Genomic DNA, 16,255 nt, shown 5'->3' on the forward strand with positions numbered 1-16,255 from the left:
CTAGTCCTTGTCGGCATGGGTCATGGCTGTGTAGAACAGCCACGAAACCAGCAGGATGATCAGGAAGTACACCAGCGAGAATGCCGCCGCCGGGCCCAGGTCGAACTGCCCCACGGCCATGCGCGTGAGGGTCTGGCTGAGGAAGGTGGTGGCGTTGCCGGGCCCGCCACCGGTCAGCACGAAGGGCTCGGTATAGATCATGAAGCTGTCCATGAAGCGCAGCATCACCGCGATCAGCAGCACGTTCTTCAGCTTGGGCAACTGGATATGGCGGAACACCGCCCAGCCCGAGGCGCGGTCGATGCGCGCAGCCTGGTAGTACACGTCGGGGATGGCGCGCAGCCCCGAATAACAGAGCAACGCCACCAGCGATGTCCAGTGCCACACGTCCATCACCAGCACGGTCAGCCAAGCGTCGAACGGGTCGCCGGCGTAGTTGTAGCTGACCCCGAGCTTGGCCAGTGTGGCGCCGAGCAGGCCGATGTCGGCACGGCCGAAAATCTGCCAGATGGTGCCGACCACGTTCCACGGGATCAGCAACGGAATGGCCATGACGATCAGGCACACCGAGGCCATGCGCCCCTTGGTCGGCATGGTCAGGGCAATGGCGATGCCCAGCGGGATCTCGATCAGCAGCACGCAGGCGGAATAGATGAACTGGCGCAGCAGCGCATCGTGCAGCGCCGGGTCGCGCAGCACTTGGCGATACCAGTCGGCGCCGACGAAGTAGCGGTTGGACTGGTCGAAGATGTCCTGCACCGAGTAGTTGACCACCGTCATCATCGGCACCACCGCACTGAACGCCACCAGCAGGAACACCGGCAGCACCAGCCACCAGGCCTTGTTGTTCGGCACCTTGTTCATGGCCCGGCCTCCAGCAGCACATCGTCGACGTACAGCATCAGCCACTGCGCCGGCAGGCTGACCCAGGCCTGGGCCACCGGCAGTGGGCGGTCCTCGCCCAGGCGCGCCTTGAGCGCGACACCGCCCAGTTCGAGGGTGACGATGCGGTAGGTGCCCAGGTCCTCGACGTCCAGCACCCGTGCCGGGTAGGCGTCATCGAACGGGCTGTCCCACAGCTGCACGAATTCCGGGCGGATGCCTACCTGCAGGCGTCCACCGCCCGCGGCCGCCAGGCGCTCTCGCAGGTGCTCCCGCAGTTGCCCGGGCAGCACCAGGTGAATATCGCCGAACGCCACCCCGTCCGCTTCGGCGCGTACCTCGATCAGGTTCATCCCCGGGCTGCCGATGAAGTAACCGACGAAGGTATGCCGCGGCCGCTCGAACAGTTCGCGCGGGGTGCCGAACTGAACGATGCGCCCGCCGTGCATCACCGCGATCTTGTCGGCGAACGTCGAGGCTTCCAACTGGTCGTGGGTGACGTAGATCATGGTGATGTTGAACTGCTCGTGGATCTGCTTGAGCTTGCGCCGCAGCTTCCACTTCAGGTGCGGGTCGATCACCGTCAGCGGCTCGTCGAACAGGATCGCCGACACGTCATCGCGCACCAGGCCACGGCCCATGGAGACCTTCTGCTTTTCGTCGGCACTGAGGTTGCGCGCCTTCTTGCGCAGTACGGCCGAGAGGTCGAGCACCTCGGCAATTTCCTCCACCCGGGCCTGCACCCGGGCTTCGTCCAGCCCCTGGTTGCGCAAGGGAAACGCCAGGTTGTCGAACACCGTCATGGTGTCGTACACCACCGGGAACTGGAACACCTGGGCGATGTTGCGCGCCTGTGGTGACAGCTGGTTGACCGGCTTGCCGTCGAACAGCACCTCGCCGTGGGACGGTGTCAGCAGCCCGGAAATGATGTTGAGCAAGGTCGACTTGCCGCAGCCCGACGGCCCGAGCAAGGCGTAGGCACCGCCCTGCTCCCACACATGCTCCAGCGCGTGCAGGGCATAGTCTGCCTCGCTGGCGGGCTGGCGGCTGTAGCTGTGCGCCAGTTGGCGCAGGCGGATCTCGGCCATCACCCTCTCCTTGCCTGGCGCAGCCCCGGGGCCTGCACCAGCGCCCCGGCGCTGTCGAACACGAACAGCTTGTGGGTGGGGATGAACACGCAGATCGGCGTGTCCACCTGGTATTCGTGCACCCCTGGCAGGTGCAGGATCATGCGCCAGTGTTCGTTGCGTACATGCAGGAAGGTCTCTGAACCACTGATCTCGGCCAGTTCCACCAGCACCGACAATTCCAGGTCGTCGTCGTGGGCCGGCACCAGGCTGATGTGGCTGGGCCGCACGCCAAAGCGGTAGTCACCCTCGGCAAGCGGCTGCAGGTCGGCATTGCGGGCAAAGTGCACGGCCTGGGCCAGGCTCACGTCGTTGCCGCTGATACGGCCAGGCACCAGGTTGATCGGCGGCTCGGAAAACAGTTCGGCAGCCAGCACGCTGCCCGGGCGCTGGTAGACCTCGGCGGTAGGCCCGCTCTGGACGATACGGCCCTCATGCACCAGGGTGGTGGTGCCGCCCAGAGCCAGCGCCTCGTTGGGCTCGGTGGTGGCATACACGGCAATGCAGTGGCGTGCCGCGAACAGTTCGCGCAGTTCCTGGCGCAGGCCCTCGCGCAGCTTGTAGTCGAGGTTGACCAGTGGCTCGTCGAACAAAATCAGCGAGGCATCCTTGACCAGCGCCCGGGCCATTGCCGTGCGTTGCTGCTGGCCACCGGACAGCTCCAGCGGCAGGCGCTGCAGGTAGGCTTCGATGCGCAGCATTTCGGCGGTTTCCTGCACCCGTCGGCGAATCTGGGGCTCGTCCATGCGTGCCTGGCGCAGCGGTGACGCAATGTTCTCGTACACGCTGAGGGTCGGGTAATTGATGAACTGCTGATACACCATCGACACATTGCGCTGGCGCACCGGCACGCCAGTCACGTCCTGGCCATCCATCAGCACCCGCCCCCGGTCCGGGCGATCGAGCCCGGCCATCAGGCGCATCAGGCTGGTCTTGCCGGCCAGGGTGCGGCCCAGCAGCACGTTGAACGAGCCGGGTTCGAAACGCAGTGAGGCATCGACGATCCAGGCCTGGTTGTCGACGCTGCGGCTGACCTGTTCCAGCACCAGGGACATGGCGTGGCCTTCTTGTGGTTTTTGTCTGCCGGGTACAGCCAGTTTCGTGCCAGTTGCACCGCAACCGTCTGGCCCGGGGCCTTGCTGGCAACACCGGCCAATCGCAGGTTCACAAGTGAACACAAGCACTGAACAACTGAACACTTGCCGGTTTGACATTGAACAACCGTGCACGACACTGAACAGCGGTCGGCCCCATGACAACAATCACACAGGACAGGCCCATGGCCGCATCCGCTTCGCCCCATGCCCAACTGATCCAGGCCTCCTGGGCCCGCTGCCGCGACCACGGCCTGCAACCCCAGCACGCCCCGGACTTCGACTGCCTGACCCGCGCCGAGCTGAGCGCCCTGCTGGAGCAGCGCCAGGCCCTGCTGCACCTGACCCGCGAAGCGGTGCTGCCGCAATATGCGCACCTGCTGGGCAATGCCAGCTACCTGGTGATGCTGGCCGATGCCAGTGGCTGCCTGCTCGACAGCTGGGGCTCGCGGCGGTTCATCGAGCCGCGCCAGCAGCATGGCTTCAGCGCCGGTGCCCACTGGCACGAGCGCGGTGTCGGCACCAATGCGCTGGGCACCGCACTGGTCTGCGCCGAGGCGATTCACGTTGGCCAGGACGAACATTTCCTGCGCCAGAACCGCTACATGTCCAGCGCCGCCACGCCGCTGTTCGACGCCGAGCGGCAGCTGGTCGGGGTGCTCGATGTGGCCAGCGACGGCTACCTGCCCGCCAGCCAGACCCTGGGCCTGGTGCGCATGATGGGCCAGAGCCTGGAGAACCGCCTGATCCTCGCCAAGCACGCCGACCAGCACGCGCAACTGATCTTCAACAGCGCCTCCGACAACCTCGACAGCCCCTGGGCCGGCCTGCTGGTGTTCGATGAGCACGGGCAGGTGCTGGCCGCCAATCACCGAGCCGACACCCTGCTCGGGGGCAACCCGCTGCAGCAGAACATCGCGCAACTGTTCCAGTTGCCCCTGCAACAGCTGCTCAGCCATCCCCGGCAACAGCCCTTCGCCCTGCAAGCCACCGGGCGCAACCGCTTTCATTGCCAGTGGCAGCCGCCGCGCGAGGCCCCCGGCCGCCCCGCCGCCAGCAGCGCCGAGCCACGCCTGGAGAAGGCCCTGGCGCAGGCCGGTCTGCTGCTGGAAAAGGACATCCCGGTGCTGGTGCAGGGGGAGACCGGCGTAGGCAAGGAGGTATTCGTCGATACCCTGCACCGGGCCAGCAGCCGCGCCAGCCAGCCGCTGATCGCGGTCAACTGCGCGGCGATCCCGGCCGAGCTGGTGGAGTCGGAACTGTTCGGCTACGACAAGGGCGCGTTCACCGGCGCCCACCAGAAGGGCAACCCGGGGCTGATCCGCAAGGCCCACCACGGCATCTTGTTCCTCGACGAAATCGGCGACATGCCGTTGCCCACCCAGGCCCGCCTGCTGCGCGTGCTGCAGACGCGCAGCATCCAGCCATTGGGCAGCGGCGAACCGGTGGCGGTGGATATCCGCGTGGTGTCGGCGAGCAACCGCGACCTGGCCGAAGAAGTGCGCGCCGGGCGCTTTCGCCAGGACTTGTATTACCGCATCGCCGGGCTGGCGGTGGTGTTGCCGCCGCTGCGCGAGCGCAGTGACCGCCGGCAACTGATCGAGCAGGTGCATGCGCGCTACCGCGACCCCGGGCAGCCTGCGCGGCTGCCTGCGGCCATTATCGAACTGCTCGATCGGCACCCCTGGCCGGGGAATATGCGTGAACTGGTGAGTGTGCTGCAGGTGGCGCTGGCCTTGGCGGGTAATGGGCCGGTTGGCGTCGAGCACCTGCCTGCAGGATTTCTGGCCGAGTTGCAGGCCCCCGTGCTGCTTGCCACTGAGGAAGCGGACCTGCACGCGCTGGTGGAGCAAGCCAACGGCAACCTGTCGGCGGTGGCGCGCGGGCTTGGGATCAGCCGCACCACGCTGTACAAACGGTTGCGTGAGCGATGATTGCCTTTGCCTGTGCTGGCCTCATCGCCGGCAAGCCAGCTCCCACAAGGGAATGTGGCACGCTCTCGAACATTGTTCCCTGTGCGACAGCGCAGCCCAAAGGACTGGGCAATCTCCCACAGGTACAGCGCCGCTCTCAAGGCCTGTGATATCCCTGTGGGAGCCGGCTTGCCGGCGATAGGGCCGGGCCAGGCAGCCACAGCCGATTCGGCTGCCAGCGCAGCGAAATCAGCCAAAGCCGCTGCCGCCACAGCCCATTACAGCCAGCTTTACCTCCCCACCCGCCGCACAATGAAACCAGAGCCCACTCTGGAAGCGTCGACCGCAGGGAGACCCCTCATGACCCGCTATATCGATGTGCAAGACCTGGCCCGCCTGGTCAACCGCAAAGGCCTGCCCACGTGCCTGCTGGAAATGGCCGAGTACATCCGTCAGGACTACCTGCGCTGGCCCGCCTTCGAAAAATGCGCCCGGGTGGCCAACCATTCAGCGGACGGCGTGATCGAGCTGATGCCAATCTCGGACGCCAGCCGCTACGCCTTCAAGTACGTCAACGGCCATCCGAAGAACACTCGCCATGGCCTGCCCACGGTGATGGCCTTCGGCGCCCTGGCGAGCGTCGATACTGGTGCACCGTTGCTGCTCAGCGAAATGACCCTGACCACCGCCATCCGCACTGCGGCCACCTCGGCCCTGGCCGCCCGCTACCTGGCGCGCGAAGACAGCCGCAGCATGGCGTTGATCGGCAATGGCTCGCAAAGCGAGTTCCAGGCCATCGCCTTCAATGCCCTGCTGGGCATCGATGAAATCCGCCTGTACGACATCGACCCGGCCGCCTCGGCCAAATTGGTCGCCAACCTGGCCAACCGACCCGGCCTCAAGCTGAGCATCGCCAGCTCCGTGGCCGAAGCGGTACGCGGGGCCGATATCGTCACCACGGTGACCGCCGACAAGGCCTGCGCCACCATCCTCACCCCGGAGATGATCGAGCCGGGCATGCACCTGAACGCCGTGGGCGGTGACTGCCCAGGCAAGACCGAGCTGCACCGGGCGATTGTCGAGCGGGCCCGGGTGATCGTCGAGTACGAGCCGCAGAGCCGGGTGGAAGGCGAGATCCAGCAGATGCCGGCGGACTCGCCAGTGACCGAGTTCTGGCGCGTGGTTGCCGGGGAAGCCAAGGGGCGTGAGCGCGCCGAACAGGTGACGCTGTTCGACTCGGTGGGGTTTGCCCTGGAGGATTACTCGGCCTTGCGCTATGTGCTGGATACGGCGCAGGCACTGGGTATCGGCACGGACATCGGGCTGGTGCCGGTGCTGGAGGATCCGAAGGATTTGTATGGGTTGTTGCAGCCGCGGGTGGTGGAGTTGCGGGCGGTGCCCAAGGCTGGTTCTGTCTGCGCCTGATGGATCCTGGGGCTGCTGCGCAGCCCATCGCGACACAAGGCCGCTCCTACACAAGGACCGCGTATCCCTTGTAGGAGCGGCCTTGTGTCGCGATGGGCCGCGCAGCGGCCCCCTTTACCGCCTAACCTGTCCCATGCCCTCTTCCGAACGAAGCCCAAGCGCATGGACACCAAGGACGCCAACGCCCACCCCCTCGACCGCATCGACGAAGCGATCATCGACATCCTGCGCCATGACGGCCGCATCACCTTCGAAAAACTCTCCAGCCTCGTCCACCTCACCCCCCGCCCCTGCCTGGAGCGTGTACGCAAGCTGGAGCGCCGTGGCGTGATCCGCGGCTACGGGGCAATCATCGACCTGCAGAAGGTGGCGCCCGGGGTGTCGCTGCTGGTGCTGGTCGCCCTGTCCAACCAAAGCGGGCGGGCCGCGCAGAAGGCCTTCGAAGCCACCCTGCGCAACTGCCCGGAAGTGCACGAGTGCCAGCTGATCAGCGGCCACTTCGACTACAGCCTGCGCCTGCGCTGCCGCGACATGGAACACTACCGGTTGCTCAGCGAAAGCTGGATGAACGACGACACCCTGCACATCGACAAGCTGGTCGCGCACCCGGTACTGGCCGAGGTCAAGCCAATGGCTCGCTGACGCGCTATCAAGAGTCGCGCCATTGCGCCGGGCGCGAACTCTACGAGGTCACCCGCATAATGCAAATAACCCTTATGAATCATGGCGTTATCGAAAATACTGAGGTCGGCATGGCGCTTGGCAAGCTGATTGCAACGGTACCCGAGGCACTGGCCAAAGCCTGATCTGATTCATGTGCGCACGCGGTTCGCCGCTGCGATTCACCTGCGAACGGCCGCACTGCGGCCCGATCAACCAGACGCACCGAATTAGAGCGAGGCAGGCTGGATTGCCCCACAACTGGTCAGACCGGTAAGGCCAAAAAACCTTGCAAAGTCGGATTTTTCGCGCTTTCATGGCTTCGCGCTGAACAAACCGGTAAGACCACAATAATTAAGTCCTGCGCTCTTTCGCCCCGTGCGGCTACCGAAGCAAGGACACCGATCAGAGATCCCTCCCATGCTCAAATGGTGCTCGCGTTCGATCTTCCTTCAAGTCGTGCTCGGCCTTGCCCTCGGCATCGCCTGCGGTCTCAGCTTCCCCGACCTTTCCCTGCAACTCAAACCCCTTGGCGACGGCTTCATCAAGCTGATCAAGATGCTCATCGGCCTGATCGTGTTCTGTGTGGTGGTCAGCGGTATCTCGGGCGCCGGAGACCTGAAAAAGGTCGGGCGCATCGGCCTGAAGTCGGTGATCTACTTCGAAGTGCTGACTACCCTGGCGCTGGTGATCGGCCTGGTGTTCGCCTTCACCAGCGGCATCGGCAGCGGCGCCAACATCCACCTGGACCAACTGTCCAGCGCCGACGCCAGCAGCCTGGCCGAGCGCGGCCAGCACATCCACGGTGCCACGGCATTCTTCATGGACCTGATCCCCACCTCGGTGATCGGCGCCTTCGCCGACAACAACATCCTCCAGGTGCTGCTGTTCTCGGTACTGTTCGGCAGCGCGCTGAACCTGGTGGGTGACTCGGCAGCCGGCATCTCGCGGCTGATCAACGAACTGAGCCACGTGATCTTCCGCATCATGGGCATGATCGTGCGCCTGGCACCGATCGGCGTGTTCGGCGCCATCGCCTTCACCACCAGCAAGTACGGCCTGGAATCGCTGCAACACCTGGGCGGGCTGGTGGCGCTGTTCTACCTGACCTGTGCCGGCTTCGTACTGATCGTGCTGGGCACGGTCATGCGCCTGTCGGGCCTGAAGCTGCTGCCACTGATCAAGTACCTGCGTGAAGAGCTCACCATCGTGCTGGGCACCGCCTCGTCCGATGCCGTACTGCCACAGATCATGCGCAAGCTCGAGCACCTGGGCATCGGCAGCTCCACCGTCGGCCTGGTGATCCCCACCGGCTATTCGTTCAACCTCGATGGTTTCTCCATCTACCTGACCCTGGCCATCGTGTTCATTGCCAACGCCACCGGCACGCCACTGGCAATGACCGACCTGCTGACCATCCTGCTGGTGTCGCTGGTGACTTCCAAGGGCGCTCACGGCATCCCAGGCTCGGCGCTGGTGATCCTTGCCGCTACCCTGACCGCCGTGCCGGCGATCCCGGTGGTCGGCCTGGTACTGGTACTGGCGGTGGACTGGTTCATGGGCATCGGCCGGGCGCTGACCAACCTGATCGGCAACTGCGTGGCCACCGTGGCCATCGCCCGCTGGGAGAAGGACATCGACCTGGAACGCGCGCACAACGTGCTTGACGGCAAACCCGGCTTCGCCCCCACGCCACGCAAGCAGCCCAACCCCCATCAACAGGAATTCTGAGCGAACGTGGCCGGCACTGATGCCGGCCCTTCCAGGAGCGAACCGTGATCAGCTCATCTACCGTCGTCAACTCAGTGGTGGAAAAACTGCGCCAGGCCCTCGCCCGAGGCCAATGGCGTACCGGCGACATGCTGCCAGGCCAGCGCGAGCTGGCCGAACAACTGGGTATCAGCCGCCCCAGCCTGCGCGAAGCGGTGACCGTGCTGGAAACCCTGGGCCTGGTGCGTTCGCTGCCGGGCAAGGGCGTGCTGGTACTGGATGCCGATGCCACCGCCCAGGAACCGGGCGTGGACACCAGCGCCGCAGCCAGCCTGGCCGACGTGCTGGAGCTGCGCTACACCCTTGAGCCCTTCATCGTCGGCCTGGTGGCGCAGTCGGCCAACAGCCAGGACATCGGCCAGCTGCGCCTGACCCTGATGGACATGCGTGAAGCGCTGGAGGCCGATGACAGCGAAGCCGGCGTCAGGGCCTACATCGCCTTCCATGAAGCGCTGTTCGCCCTGACCACCAACCCGATCTTCCAGAGCGTGGTGCAACAGACCGGCAATGCCCTCAAGCAGAGCGCCGACATGCTGCGCAATTCGCCAGAGCACCTGGCCGCGCGGCTGAAGGAAAACGAAGCGGTGGTGCGCGCCATACGTGAGCGCAGCAGCGCCCAGGCCAGTGCCCAGATGCGCCAGCACATCCTGGCCGAAGGGTTGCGCATGGGCATCCCGTTGAACATCCCGGACGAACACCCGCATCCATGACCCCAGGAGAGCGACCATGAACGCCGCCCCTCACTTGCCGGCCCTGCTCGCGGCCGGCGAAACCCGCCTGTCGGCCGAGCAGATCTACCCGCGGCTGTTCGATGCCATTCTCGAACAGCGCCTGCCACCTGGCAGCCTGTTGCCCGAACAGGCGCTGGGCCATGCCTTTGGCGTCAGCCGTACAGTGATCCGCCGCGTGCTCGGGCGCCTGTCCGACCAGCAGGTGGTGGTGCAGCGCCCCAGCCACACTGCGCATCTGGCCGCGCCCGACCCGGAGCAGGCCCGCCAGGTGCTCAGCGCCCGGCGCCTGGCCGAAACCACGCTGATCACCCTGGCCGCGCAACGCGCCCGGCCGGTACAGATTCGCCAGCTGCGACAACTGGTGGAGCGCGAGCGCCAGCACCATGAGAACGGCGAGCGTTGTGCGGCGATCCGCCTGGGCGGCGAGTTTCACCTGAAACTGGCGCAGGTGGCCGCCAATGCGCCACTGGCACGGTTCCTCAACGGCCTGGTGCCGATGACCTCGCTGATCATCGCCCGCTACGAGTCGCCATGCTGCGACCACTGCGCGTGGCAGGAACATGCGGCGATCATCGATGCCGTGGAGCACGGCGATGCCGAGGCGGCGCTGGGGCTGATGCACAAGCATCTCGACCGCCTGGAAGAAAAGCTCGACCTGGAATGACCGATTCAAGCTGACGCCCCCTTGTAGGAGCGGCCTTGTGTCGCGATGGGGCGCGAAGCGGCCCCAGGATTTCAGCTGTGCAGCAGAAATTGCCGGGGCCGCTTTGCGGCCCTTTCGCGACACAAGGCCGCTCCTACATGGATCGCGTTGGCCGGGCGATGGCCGATGGGCTGCACGGCAGCCCTTCACTCCCCACCCTATACTCCGAGAACCACCCCAGCCTCTATCAGGGAGGCGGTTGCGTGAGCACTCGAGTCCTCCTGCTGCTGTGCCTGCTGCTGGCCCTGGCCGGCTGCGCAGGCAAGCCGCCACCTGTCCCGCCACCACCGGTGGTGCTCACCCCCGCCGCCTGGCAACGCATCGACCAGGAACTGATCGAAGCCTCGGTCGGCGCCGCCAGCTCGGCCAACGACTATGCCCGGCGCTCCATGCGAGTGTGGAAGGAACAGGTGCAGCAGCGCACCGAAAGCGACTTTGTCCCGTGGTTCACCGGCTACTGGACCCAGCAGTGGCTGACCCTCAAGGTGGCCTGGTACAAGATCGACAGTGGTGAAGGCCGGGAGCCGGCGGAAAAGCGCCTGGCGCTGTACCTGCAGGAGCAGTACCACAAGCGGGTGATCGAACCGGTGGCCGAGCAGATCAACCCCGAAGGCATCCGCGACCGTGCCAGCGAGCTGTACCTGCAACTGCTCGGCCAGCAGCTGCCGGCCATCATCAGCCGCTACAACGCGCCCCCCGAGCAGTTCAGCCAGCGCCTCAACCGCATTCCTGCCATCGCCCTGGGGCCGCCGGATGCGCGCAATGCCAGCCTGTACCAACTGCTGCGGGCCAAGTCGCTGGCCCAGCAACCGGCCTGGCAAGCCATGCGCCAGCACCTGCACCAGCAGGCCGGCAAAGGCCCCGGCAAGACCGATGTCGGGCTGAACTCGGTGGCCAACCAGGCCAGCGAAAAGCTCGGCGCCACCCTGGCCCCGCGCGGCATCGCCAGTGCCGTGGCGTCGGCGGTGGGCAAGGTGGCGGGGGCGATGATTTCGATTGCGGCGGCCGGTTACGGGATGATGACCCATGACCGCGAACACCCGCAGATGGTCGAGCAGTTGCGGGTGATCCTCAACGTGGCGCTGAACCAGGAATGGCAGGAGCTGATGGAGAACCGCCAGAGCGGGGCCATGTCGGGGGTGTACTACCTGTCGGGGCAGGTCGAGGACAGCTTGCTGGCCAGTGCGCCGCGGCCGGCGGAACAACCGATTGAGCAGCAGGTGAAGCAGCAGCAGGAGCCTTTGATCATTCGCTTGCCGCCTTAGTGGTTGACTGTTCCGGCCTCTTCGCGGGTAAACCCGCTCCCACAGGGTCGCCCACTGCCTTCAAGGCCTGTGATATCCCTGTGGGAGCGGGTTTACCCGCGAAGAGGCCGCCACAGGTAACGTGTCAGGCCGTAGCCAACGCAGAACTGGGCAAGCCAAAGATCCGGTCGAACGCCCAGTTGTAGACAAAGGTGTAGCACGGCACCAGCACGATGAACGCCATGTCCACCAGCAGTGCCTCCAGCAATGTCATGTCCAGCCACCAGGCAATCAACGGGATCAGGTACACCACCAGAGTCAGCTGGAAGCCGATGGCATGCGCCACCCGCCGAGCCACACTGCGCCCGCGCTTGGCCTGGCGACTCTCCCACCACTCGAACAGGGTGTTGTAGATCAGGTTCCAGAGCATGGCGATGGTGGTGATCATCACCGCCAGAGGCCCGGTATGCGATGCCTGGGTGTCCGACAGGTAGGCCAGCCCGAGGGTCGACATGCACAGCCCGATCAGTTCATAGAAAGTCACGTAGACCAGTTTGCGTTTGAGTCCCTGCACCCGGGATTACCTCCAATGACAAAAGCGATGGGGCGCGATCATGCTTCATCATGCTTGACAGCAAAAGTCAGCAGCTGTCAGATCTACTGACAGGAGGCTGCCATGAACTTTTCCAGCGACAATATCCAGCTGTTTCTCGCCGTGCTCGACCGCGGTTCGTTTTCCGCCGCCGCGCGCGCCCTGCAGCGGGTGCCTTCGGCCGTGAGCATGGCCATCGGCAACCTCGAGGCCGAACTGGGCTACACCCTGTTCGAGCGCGGCCCGCGGGAAGTCCGCCCGACTGCCCAGGCCATGGCGCTGGAACCCCATGCCCGGCTGATCGCCGAGCAGCTGGGGCTGCTGCAGGTGCATGCCCTGGAGCTGTCTCAGGGGCTGGAGAGCAGCCTGACCCTGGCGGTGGTGCCGGACATCGACCACCGCCCGCTGCTGGCGGCCATCGCTCGCCTGGGTGAGCGGCACCCGCTGCTGGACATCGCCCTGCTCAGCGCCCCGCAGGAAGAGGCCGTGCACCTGCTGGACAGCGGCCGCGCCGACCTCTGCGTAGCCTTTGCCGGGCTGCAGGTCGATGCCCGGCGCGGCTTCCAGCACATCGGCATGGAGTCGCTGGTGGCCACCCTGTCGCCCGCCCACCCGGCCCTGCGCGAGGGGCGTATCCACTACCTCGAAGACCTGACCCGGGTGCGCCAGATCCTGGTGCGCAGCCGTGACCTGCCACTGGCCGACCCACGCCCGTTGATAGGCGCCACGCACTGGTCAACCGACAGCTTCGACCTCGCCCTGCAGATGGTGGAGGCCGGCCTGGGCTGGGGCGACCTGCCGCTGTCGCGGGTCGCGCCACTGCTGGCCAGCGGGCGCCTGGTGCGCCTGGATTTTCGCAACACCCGCAACGAGCTGCAGTTGCCGGTACACATCTTCTGGCGCAAGCAACAACCGTTGCAGCAGGCTGCACGCCTGTTGATCGAGCAGTTGTGTAGCCAGTGAATGCCGTCCGTCGAAATGACCGTAAGAAATTTCTGTAAGCACTTCAATCTTTTACCCCTTGAGCCGATATCCCGAACGATAGGTTGCGCAATGCGTCATGAGCGCGCTGCGCCCTCCCCTCATTGGCTCAAGGTCTCGAAACATGAACCTGAAATTTCGCCACAAGATCCTGCTCAGCGCCTGCGGCGTCGTGGTCCTGGCATTTGCCCTGTTCACGCTCTACAACGACTACCTGCAACGCAACACCATCCGCCAGAACATCGAAGCTTCGGTGCAGCAGTCCGGCGCACTGACCGCCAGCAGTGTGCAGAACTGGATGAGCGGGCGCATCCTGGTCCTGGAAAACCTGGCCCAGGACATCGCCCAGCAAGGTGCCGGCGATACCCTGGCCGGGCTGATCGAGCAGCCGTCCTACACGCGCAATTTCCTGTTCACCTACCTGGGCCAGGCCAACGGTGTGTTCACCCAGCGCCCCGATACACAGATGCCGGCCGGTTACGACCCACGTCAGCGCCCTTGGTACGGCGCCGCGGCCAGCGCCGGGCAGACCGTGCTGACTGCCCCGTACCAGGGTGCTGTCGGCGGCCTGATGGTCACCATCGCCACGCCGGTGAAAAGCAAGGGCAATGGCGAGCTGATCGGCGTGGTCGGCGGTGACGTCACCCTCGACACCCTGGTCGAGATCATCAATTCGGTCGATTTCGGCGGCATCGGCCACGCCTTCCTGGCCGACAGCAATGGCCAGGTGATCGTCAGCCCCGACAAAGACCAGGTGATGAAGAACCTCAAGGACATCTACCCCGGCAGCAATCTGCAAGTCGCCGCCGGCATGCAGGATGTCACCCTCAATGGCCAGGACCGCATCATCTCCTTCGCCCCGGTGGCCGGCCTGCCTTCGGCACAGTGGTACATCGGCCTGTCGATCGACAAGGACAAGGCCTACGCCGCGCTCAGCCAGTTCCGCACCTCGGCGATCATCGCCATGCTGATCGCCGTGGCTGCCATCGCCGGCCTGCTCGGCCTGCTGATCCCGGTGCTGATGAGCCCGCTGACCACCATGGGCCGCGCCATGCGCGACATCGCCGAGGGCGAAGGTGACCTCACCCGCCGCCTGACCGTGCAGAACAAGGACGAGTTCGGCGAACTGGCCACCTCGTTCAACCGCTTCGTCGAGCGCATCCATGCCTCGATCAGCGAAGTGTCCTCGGCAACCCGCCTGGTGCACGACCTGTCGGAAAAGGTGGTCAATGCCTCCAATGCGTCGATCACCGGTTCCGAAGAGCAAAGCATGCGCACCAACAGCGTGGCCGCAGCGATCAACGAACTGGGTGCCGCCACCCAGGAAATCGCCCGCAACGCCGCCGATGCCTCGCAGCATGCCAGCGGTGCCAGCGAACAGGCCCACGGTGGCCGTGAAGTGGTCGAAGAAGCGATCAGCGCCATGACCGCCCTGTCGCAGCGCATCAGCGAGTCCTGCGCGCAAATCGAAACGCTCAACGCCAGCACTGACGAAATCGGCAAGATCCTCGACGTGATCAAGGGCATCTCGCAGCAGACCAACCTGCTGGCGCTGAACGCCGCCATCGAAGCGGCCCGTGCCGGTGAGGCCGGCCGTGGCTTTGCCGTGGTGGCCGACGAGGTACGCAACCTGGCGCACCGCACCCAGGAATCGGCGGAAGAAATCCACCGCATGATCACCAGCCTGCAGGTAGGCTCGCGCGAAGCGGTGCACACCATGAACACCAGCCAGGTTTCCAGCGAGCAGACCGTGCAGGTGGCCAACCAGGCCGGCGAGCGCCTGGCCAGCGTGACCCAGCGCATTGGCGAGATCGATGGCATGAACCAATCGGTGGCTACCGCTACCGAAGAGCAGACCGCCGTGGTCGAGAGCCTCAACCTGGACATCACCCAGATCAACGCCCTGAACCAGCAAGGGGTGGAGAACCTCAACGAGACCCTGCGCCATTGCGACCAACTGGCCCAGCAGGCCGGGCGCCTGAAGCAGCTGGTAGGCAGCTTCAGGATCTGATGGCCCAGGGGGCGCTCTGCGCCCCAATCGCGACGCAAGGCCGCTCCCACAGGTGCCATGCGGTCCTTGTGGGAGCGGCCTTGTGTCGCGATCGGGCTGCGCAGCAGCCCCCTACGCCACCGCCGCTTTAACCACTTTGCTCCGCCGGACCCAGGCCAGCAGCACCGCCGCCATCAGCACGAAGCCCAGGTAGCCGAACAGCGGGTACACCTCACCCACCAGTCTGATGAACCCCACCAGGCTGCAGCCGAACGCCACCACCCCGGTCACCACCGAGCCCCAGCGAAACTTCGCCGTACCCGCCGGCATCAGCCGCGAGAGGAAGGAGAACAACGTACCCACCGCGGTGTTGACGATCATGCCGAAGATGATCAGGCACATCACCAGCCCCAGCAGTGGCGATACTTCGTTGGCGATCGACAGCATCGGCATCGGCAGGTCAGCCACGCTGTCCAGGCGCGACAACAGCCCGGCACTCATCACCAGCATCAGCCCGCCCAGTGCTGCACCACCAAGCAGCCCACCCCATACCGCGGTTCTCTCGCCCTTGGCCGAGCCGCCCAGGATGGCCAGGATCGGCGCGCCGGCAACGATGTTGTACGACACGTACAGGAACGCCCCCAGCAGCCAGTGACGGGTGCCCGCCTGTTGCTGGCTGGCCAGCTGGTCGAGCTGGGCGAAGCTCTGCTCCCGGCTGAACACGGCGTACAACGCAATCGCCGAGGCCACCAGGATCAGCAACGGCGTGATGGCACCAATGGCGAGGATCACCTTGCGCACGTCCAGGCACACGATGCCCACCACCACCAGCGTCACCAGCACGCTGCCGGCCAGCGCCGGGATGCCGAACTGCTGCTCCAGCAAGGCACCACCACCGGCCAGCATGACCACGGTGACGGCAAACATGAAAAAGGTGATCAGCCAGTCGACGAACAGGCCCAGGTGACGGCCGCAGATGGCCTGGATCACATCCTTGTGCGAAGTGGCCTGCTGGCGATTGCCCAGCCCCGCCAGGGCCATGCCGAGGAAGGTGAACAAGGCTGCACTGACCAGCGCACCAACCAGCCCCCACACACCGAAATCGACAAAGAACAACAACAGTTCCCGCCCCGAAGCGAACCC

General features: G+C 65.3%; 14 protein-coding genes and 1 pseudogene. 10 read left to right on the plus strand and 5 right to left on the minus strand.

Annotated features, from left to right (window positions below; translation table 11 throughout):
• The 3 genes from CAG22_RS15750 to CAG22_RS15760 are packed head-to-tail and all read right to left on the minus strand — an operon-like array spanning nt 1 to nt 3,064.
• The gene (locus CAG22_RS15750; RefSeq protein ID WP_013971875.1) at nt 1-864 is read right to left on the minus strand and encodes a carbohydrate ABC transporter permease; all 864 of its coding nucleotides are present in this window, start codon (nt 862-864) and stop codon (nt 1-3) included.
• A complete protein-coding gene (locus tag CAG22_RS15755; RefSeq protein ID WP_085705740.1) occupies nt 861-1,970 on the minus strand; it encodes an ABC transporter ATP-binding protein in 1,110 nt (369 codons plus the stop codon). The genes CAG22_RS15750 and CAG22_RS15755 overlap by 4 nt, the downstream gene beginning before the upstream one ends.
• Nucleotides 1,970-3,064: an ABC transporter ATP-binding protein gene (locus CAG22_RS15760; RefSeq protein ID WP_085705741.1), complete on the minus strand. Its 1,095-nt coding sequence runs from the start codon at nt 3,062-3,064 to the stop codon at nt 1,970-1,972. Before CAG22_RS15760 ends, CAG22_RS15755 begins: the two co-directional genes overlap by 1 nt.
• A 224-nt stretch (nt 3,065-3,288) precedes the next feature.
• Between CAG22_RS15760 and CAG22_RS15765 the strand changes: the two genes are divergently transcribed.
• The 7 genes from CAG22_RS15765 to CAG22_RS15800 all read left to right on the plus strand — a co-directional run bounded on the left by CAG22_RS15765 (nt 3,289) and on the right by CAG22_RS15800 (nt 11,570).
• Nucleotides 3,289-5,037 carry a sigma-54-dependent Fis family transcriptional regulator gene (locus CAG22_RS15765; RefSeq protein ID WP_085705742.1) on the plus strand — a complete coding sequence of 583 codons (1,749 nt, stop codon included), beginning with the start codon at nt 3,289-3,291 and terminating at the stop codon, nt 5,035-5,037.
• 339 nt (nt 5,038-5,376) lie between these two features.
• Nucleotides 5,377-6,441 (plus strand): ornithine cyclodeaminase, encoded by a 1,065-nt coding sequence (locus CAG22_RS15770; protein WP_085705743.1) that lies wholly within the window; start codon nt 5,377-5,379, stop codon nt 6,439-6,441.
• Between the two features lie 162 nt (nt 6,442-6,603).
• Nucleotides 6,604-7,083 (plus strand): Lrp/AsnC family transcriptional regulator, encoded by a 480-nt coding sequence (locus CAG22_RS15775; RefSeq protein ID WP_025338409.1) that lies wholly within the window; start codon nt 6,604-6,606, stop codon nt 7,081-7,083.
• A gap of 438 nt (nt 7,084-7,521) precedes the next feature.
• Nucleotides 7,522-8,832 (plus strand): C4-dicarboxylate transporter DctA, encoded by a 1,311-nt coding sequence (locus CAG22_RS15780; protein ID WP_003260726.1) that lies wholly within the window; start codon nt 7,522-7,524, stop codon nt 8,830-8,832.
• 44 nt (nt 8,833-8,876) lie between these two features.
• Nucleotides 8,877-9,581: a FadR/GntR family transcriptional regulator gene (locus CAG22_RS15785; RefSeq protein ID WP_085705744.1), complete on the plus strand. Its 705-nt coding sequence runs from the start codon at nt 8,877-8,879 to the stop codon at nt 9,579-9,581.
• Between the two features lie 16 nt (nt 9,582-9,597).
• Complete coding sequence (locus tag CAG22_RS15790; RefSeq protein ID WP_025338407.1) at nt 9,598-10,266, plus strand: GntR family transcriptional regulator; 669 nt, start codon at nt 9,598-9,600, stop codon at nt 10,264-10,266.
• A gap of 242 nt (nt 10,267-10,508) precedes the next feature.
• The gene (locus CAG22_RS15800) at nt 10,509-11,570 is read left to right on the plus strand and encodes a hypothetical protein (RefSeq protein ID WP_085705746.1); all 1,062 of its coding nucleotides are present in this window, start codon (nt 10,509-10,511) and stop codon (nt 11,568-11,570) included.
• Between the two features lie 124 nt (nt 11,571-11,694).
• Here the strand turns inward: CAG22_RS15800 and CAG22_RS15810 are convergent, their stop codons facing one another.
• Nucleotides 11,695-12,123 (minus strand): PACE efflux transporter, encoded by a 429-nt coding sequence (locus tag CAG22_RS15810; RefSeq protein ID WP_085705748.1) that lies wholly within the window; start codon nt 12,121-12,123, stop codon nt 11,695-11,697.
• Nucleotides 12,124-12,225: 102 nt separating this feature from the next.
• Between CAG22_RS15810 and CAG22_RS15815 the strand changes: the two genes are divergently transcribed.
• The 3 genes and pseudogenes from CAG22_RS15815 to CAG22_RS29000 all read left to right on the plus strand — a co-directional run bounded on the left by CAG22_RS15815 (nt 12,226) and on the right by CAG22_RS29000 (nt 15,133).
• Nucleotides 12,226-13,104, plus strand: a complete 879-nt coding sequence (locus CAG22_RS15815; RefSeq protein WP_085705749.1) for a LysR family transcriptional regulator — start codon at nt 12,226-12,228, stop codon at nt 13,102-13,104.
• A 142-nt stretch (nt 13,105-13,246) separates the two neighbouring features.
• Nucleotides 13,247-14,278: pseudogene (gene mcpA, locus CAG22_RS28995) on the plus strand (methyl-accepting chemotaxis protein McpA); the annotation flags it as partial.
• A gap of 114 nt (nt 14,279-14,392) precedes the next feature.
• A complete protein-coding gene (locus tag CAG22_RS29000; protein WP_370290711.1) occupies nt 14,393-15,133 on the plus strand; it encodes a methyl-accepting chemotaxis protein in 741 nt (246 codons plus the stop codon).
• A 111-nt stretch (nt 15,134-15,244) separates the two neighbouring features.
• Here the strand turns inward: CAG22_RS29000 and CAG22_RS15825 are convergent.
• Nucleotides 15,245-16,255: hypothetical protein (locus tag CAG22_RS15825; RefSeq protein WP_085705755.1), on the minus strand; the 1,011-nt coding region annotated here is incomplete at its 5' end.

It is taken from the genome of Pseudomonas sp. B8(2017) (genome assembly GCF_002113575.1).
GTDB lineage: Bacteria > Pseudomonadota > Gammaproteobacteria > Pseudomonadales > Pseudomonadaceae > Aquipseudomonas > Aquipseudomonas putida_Z.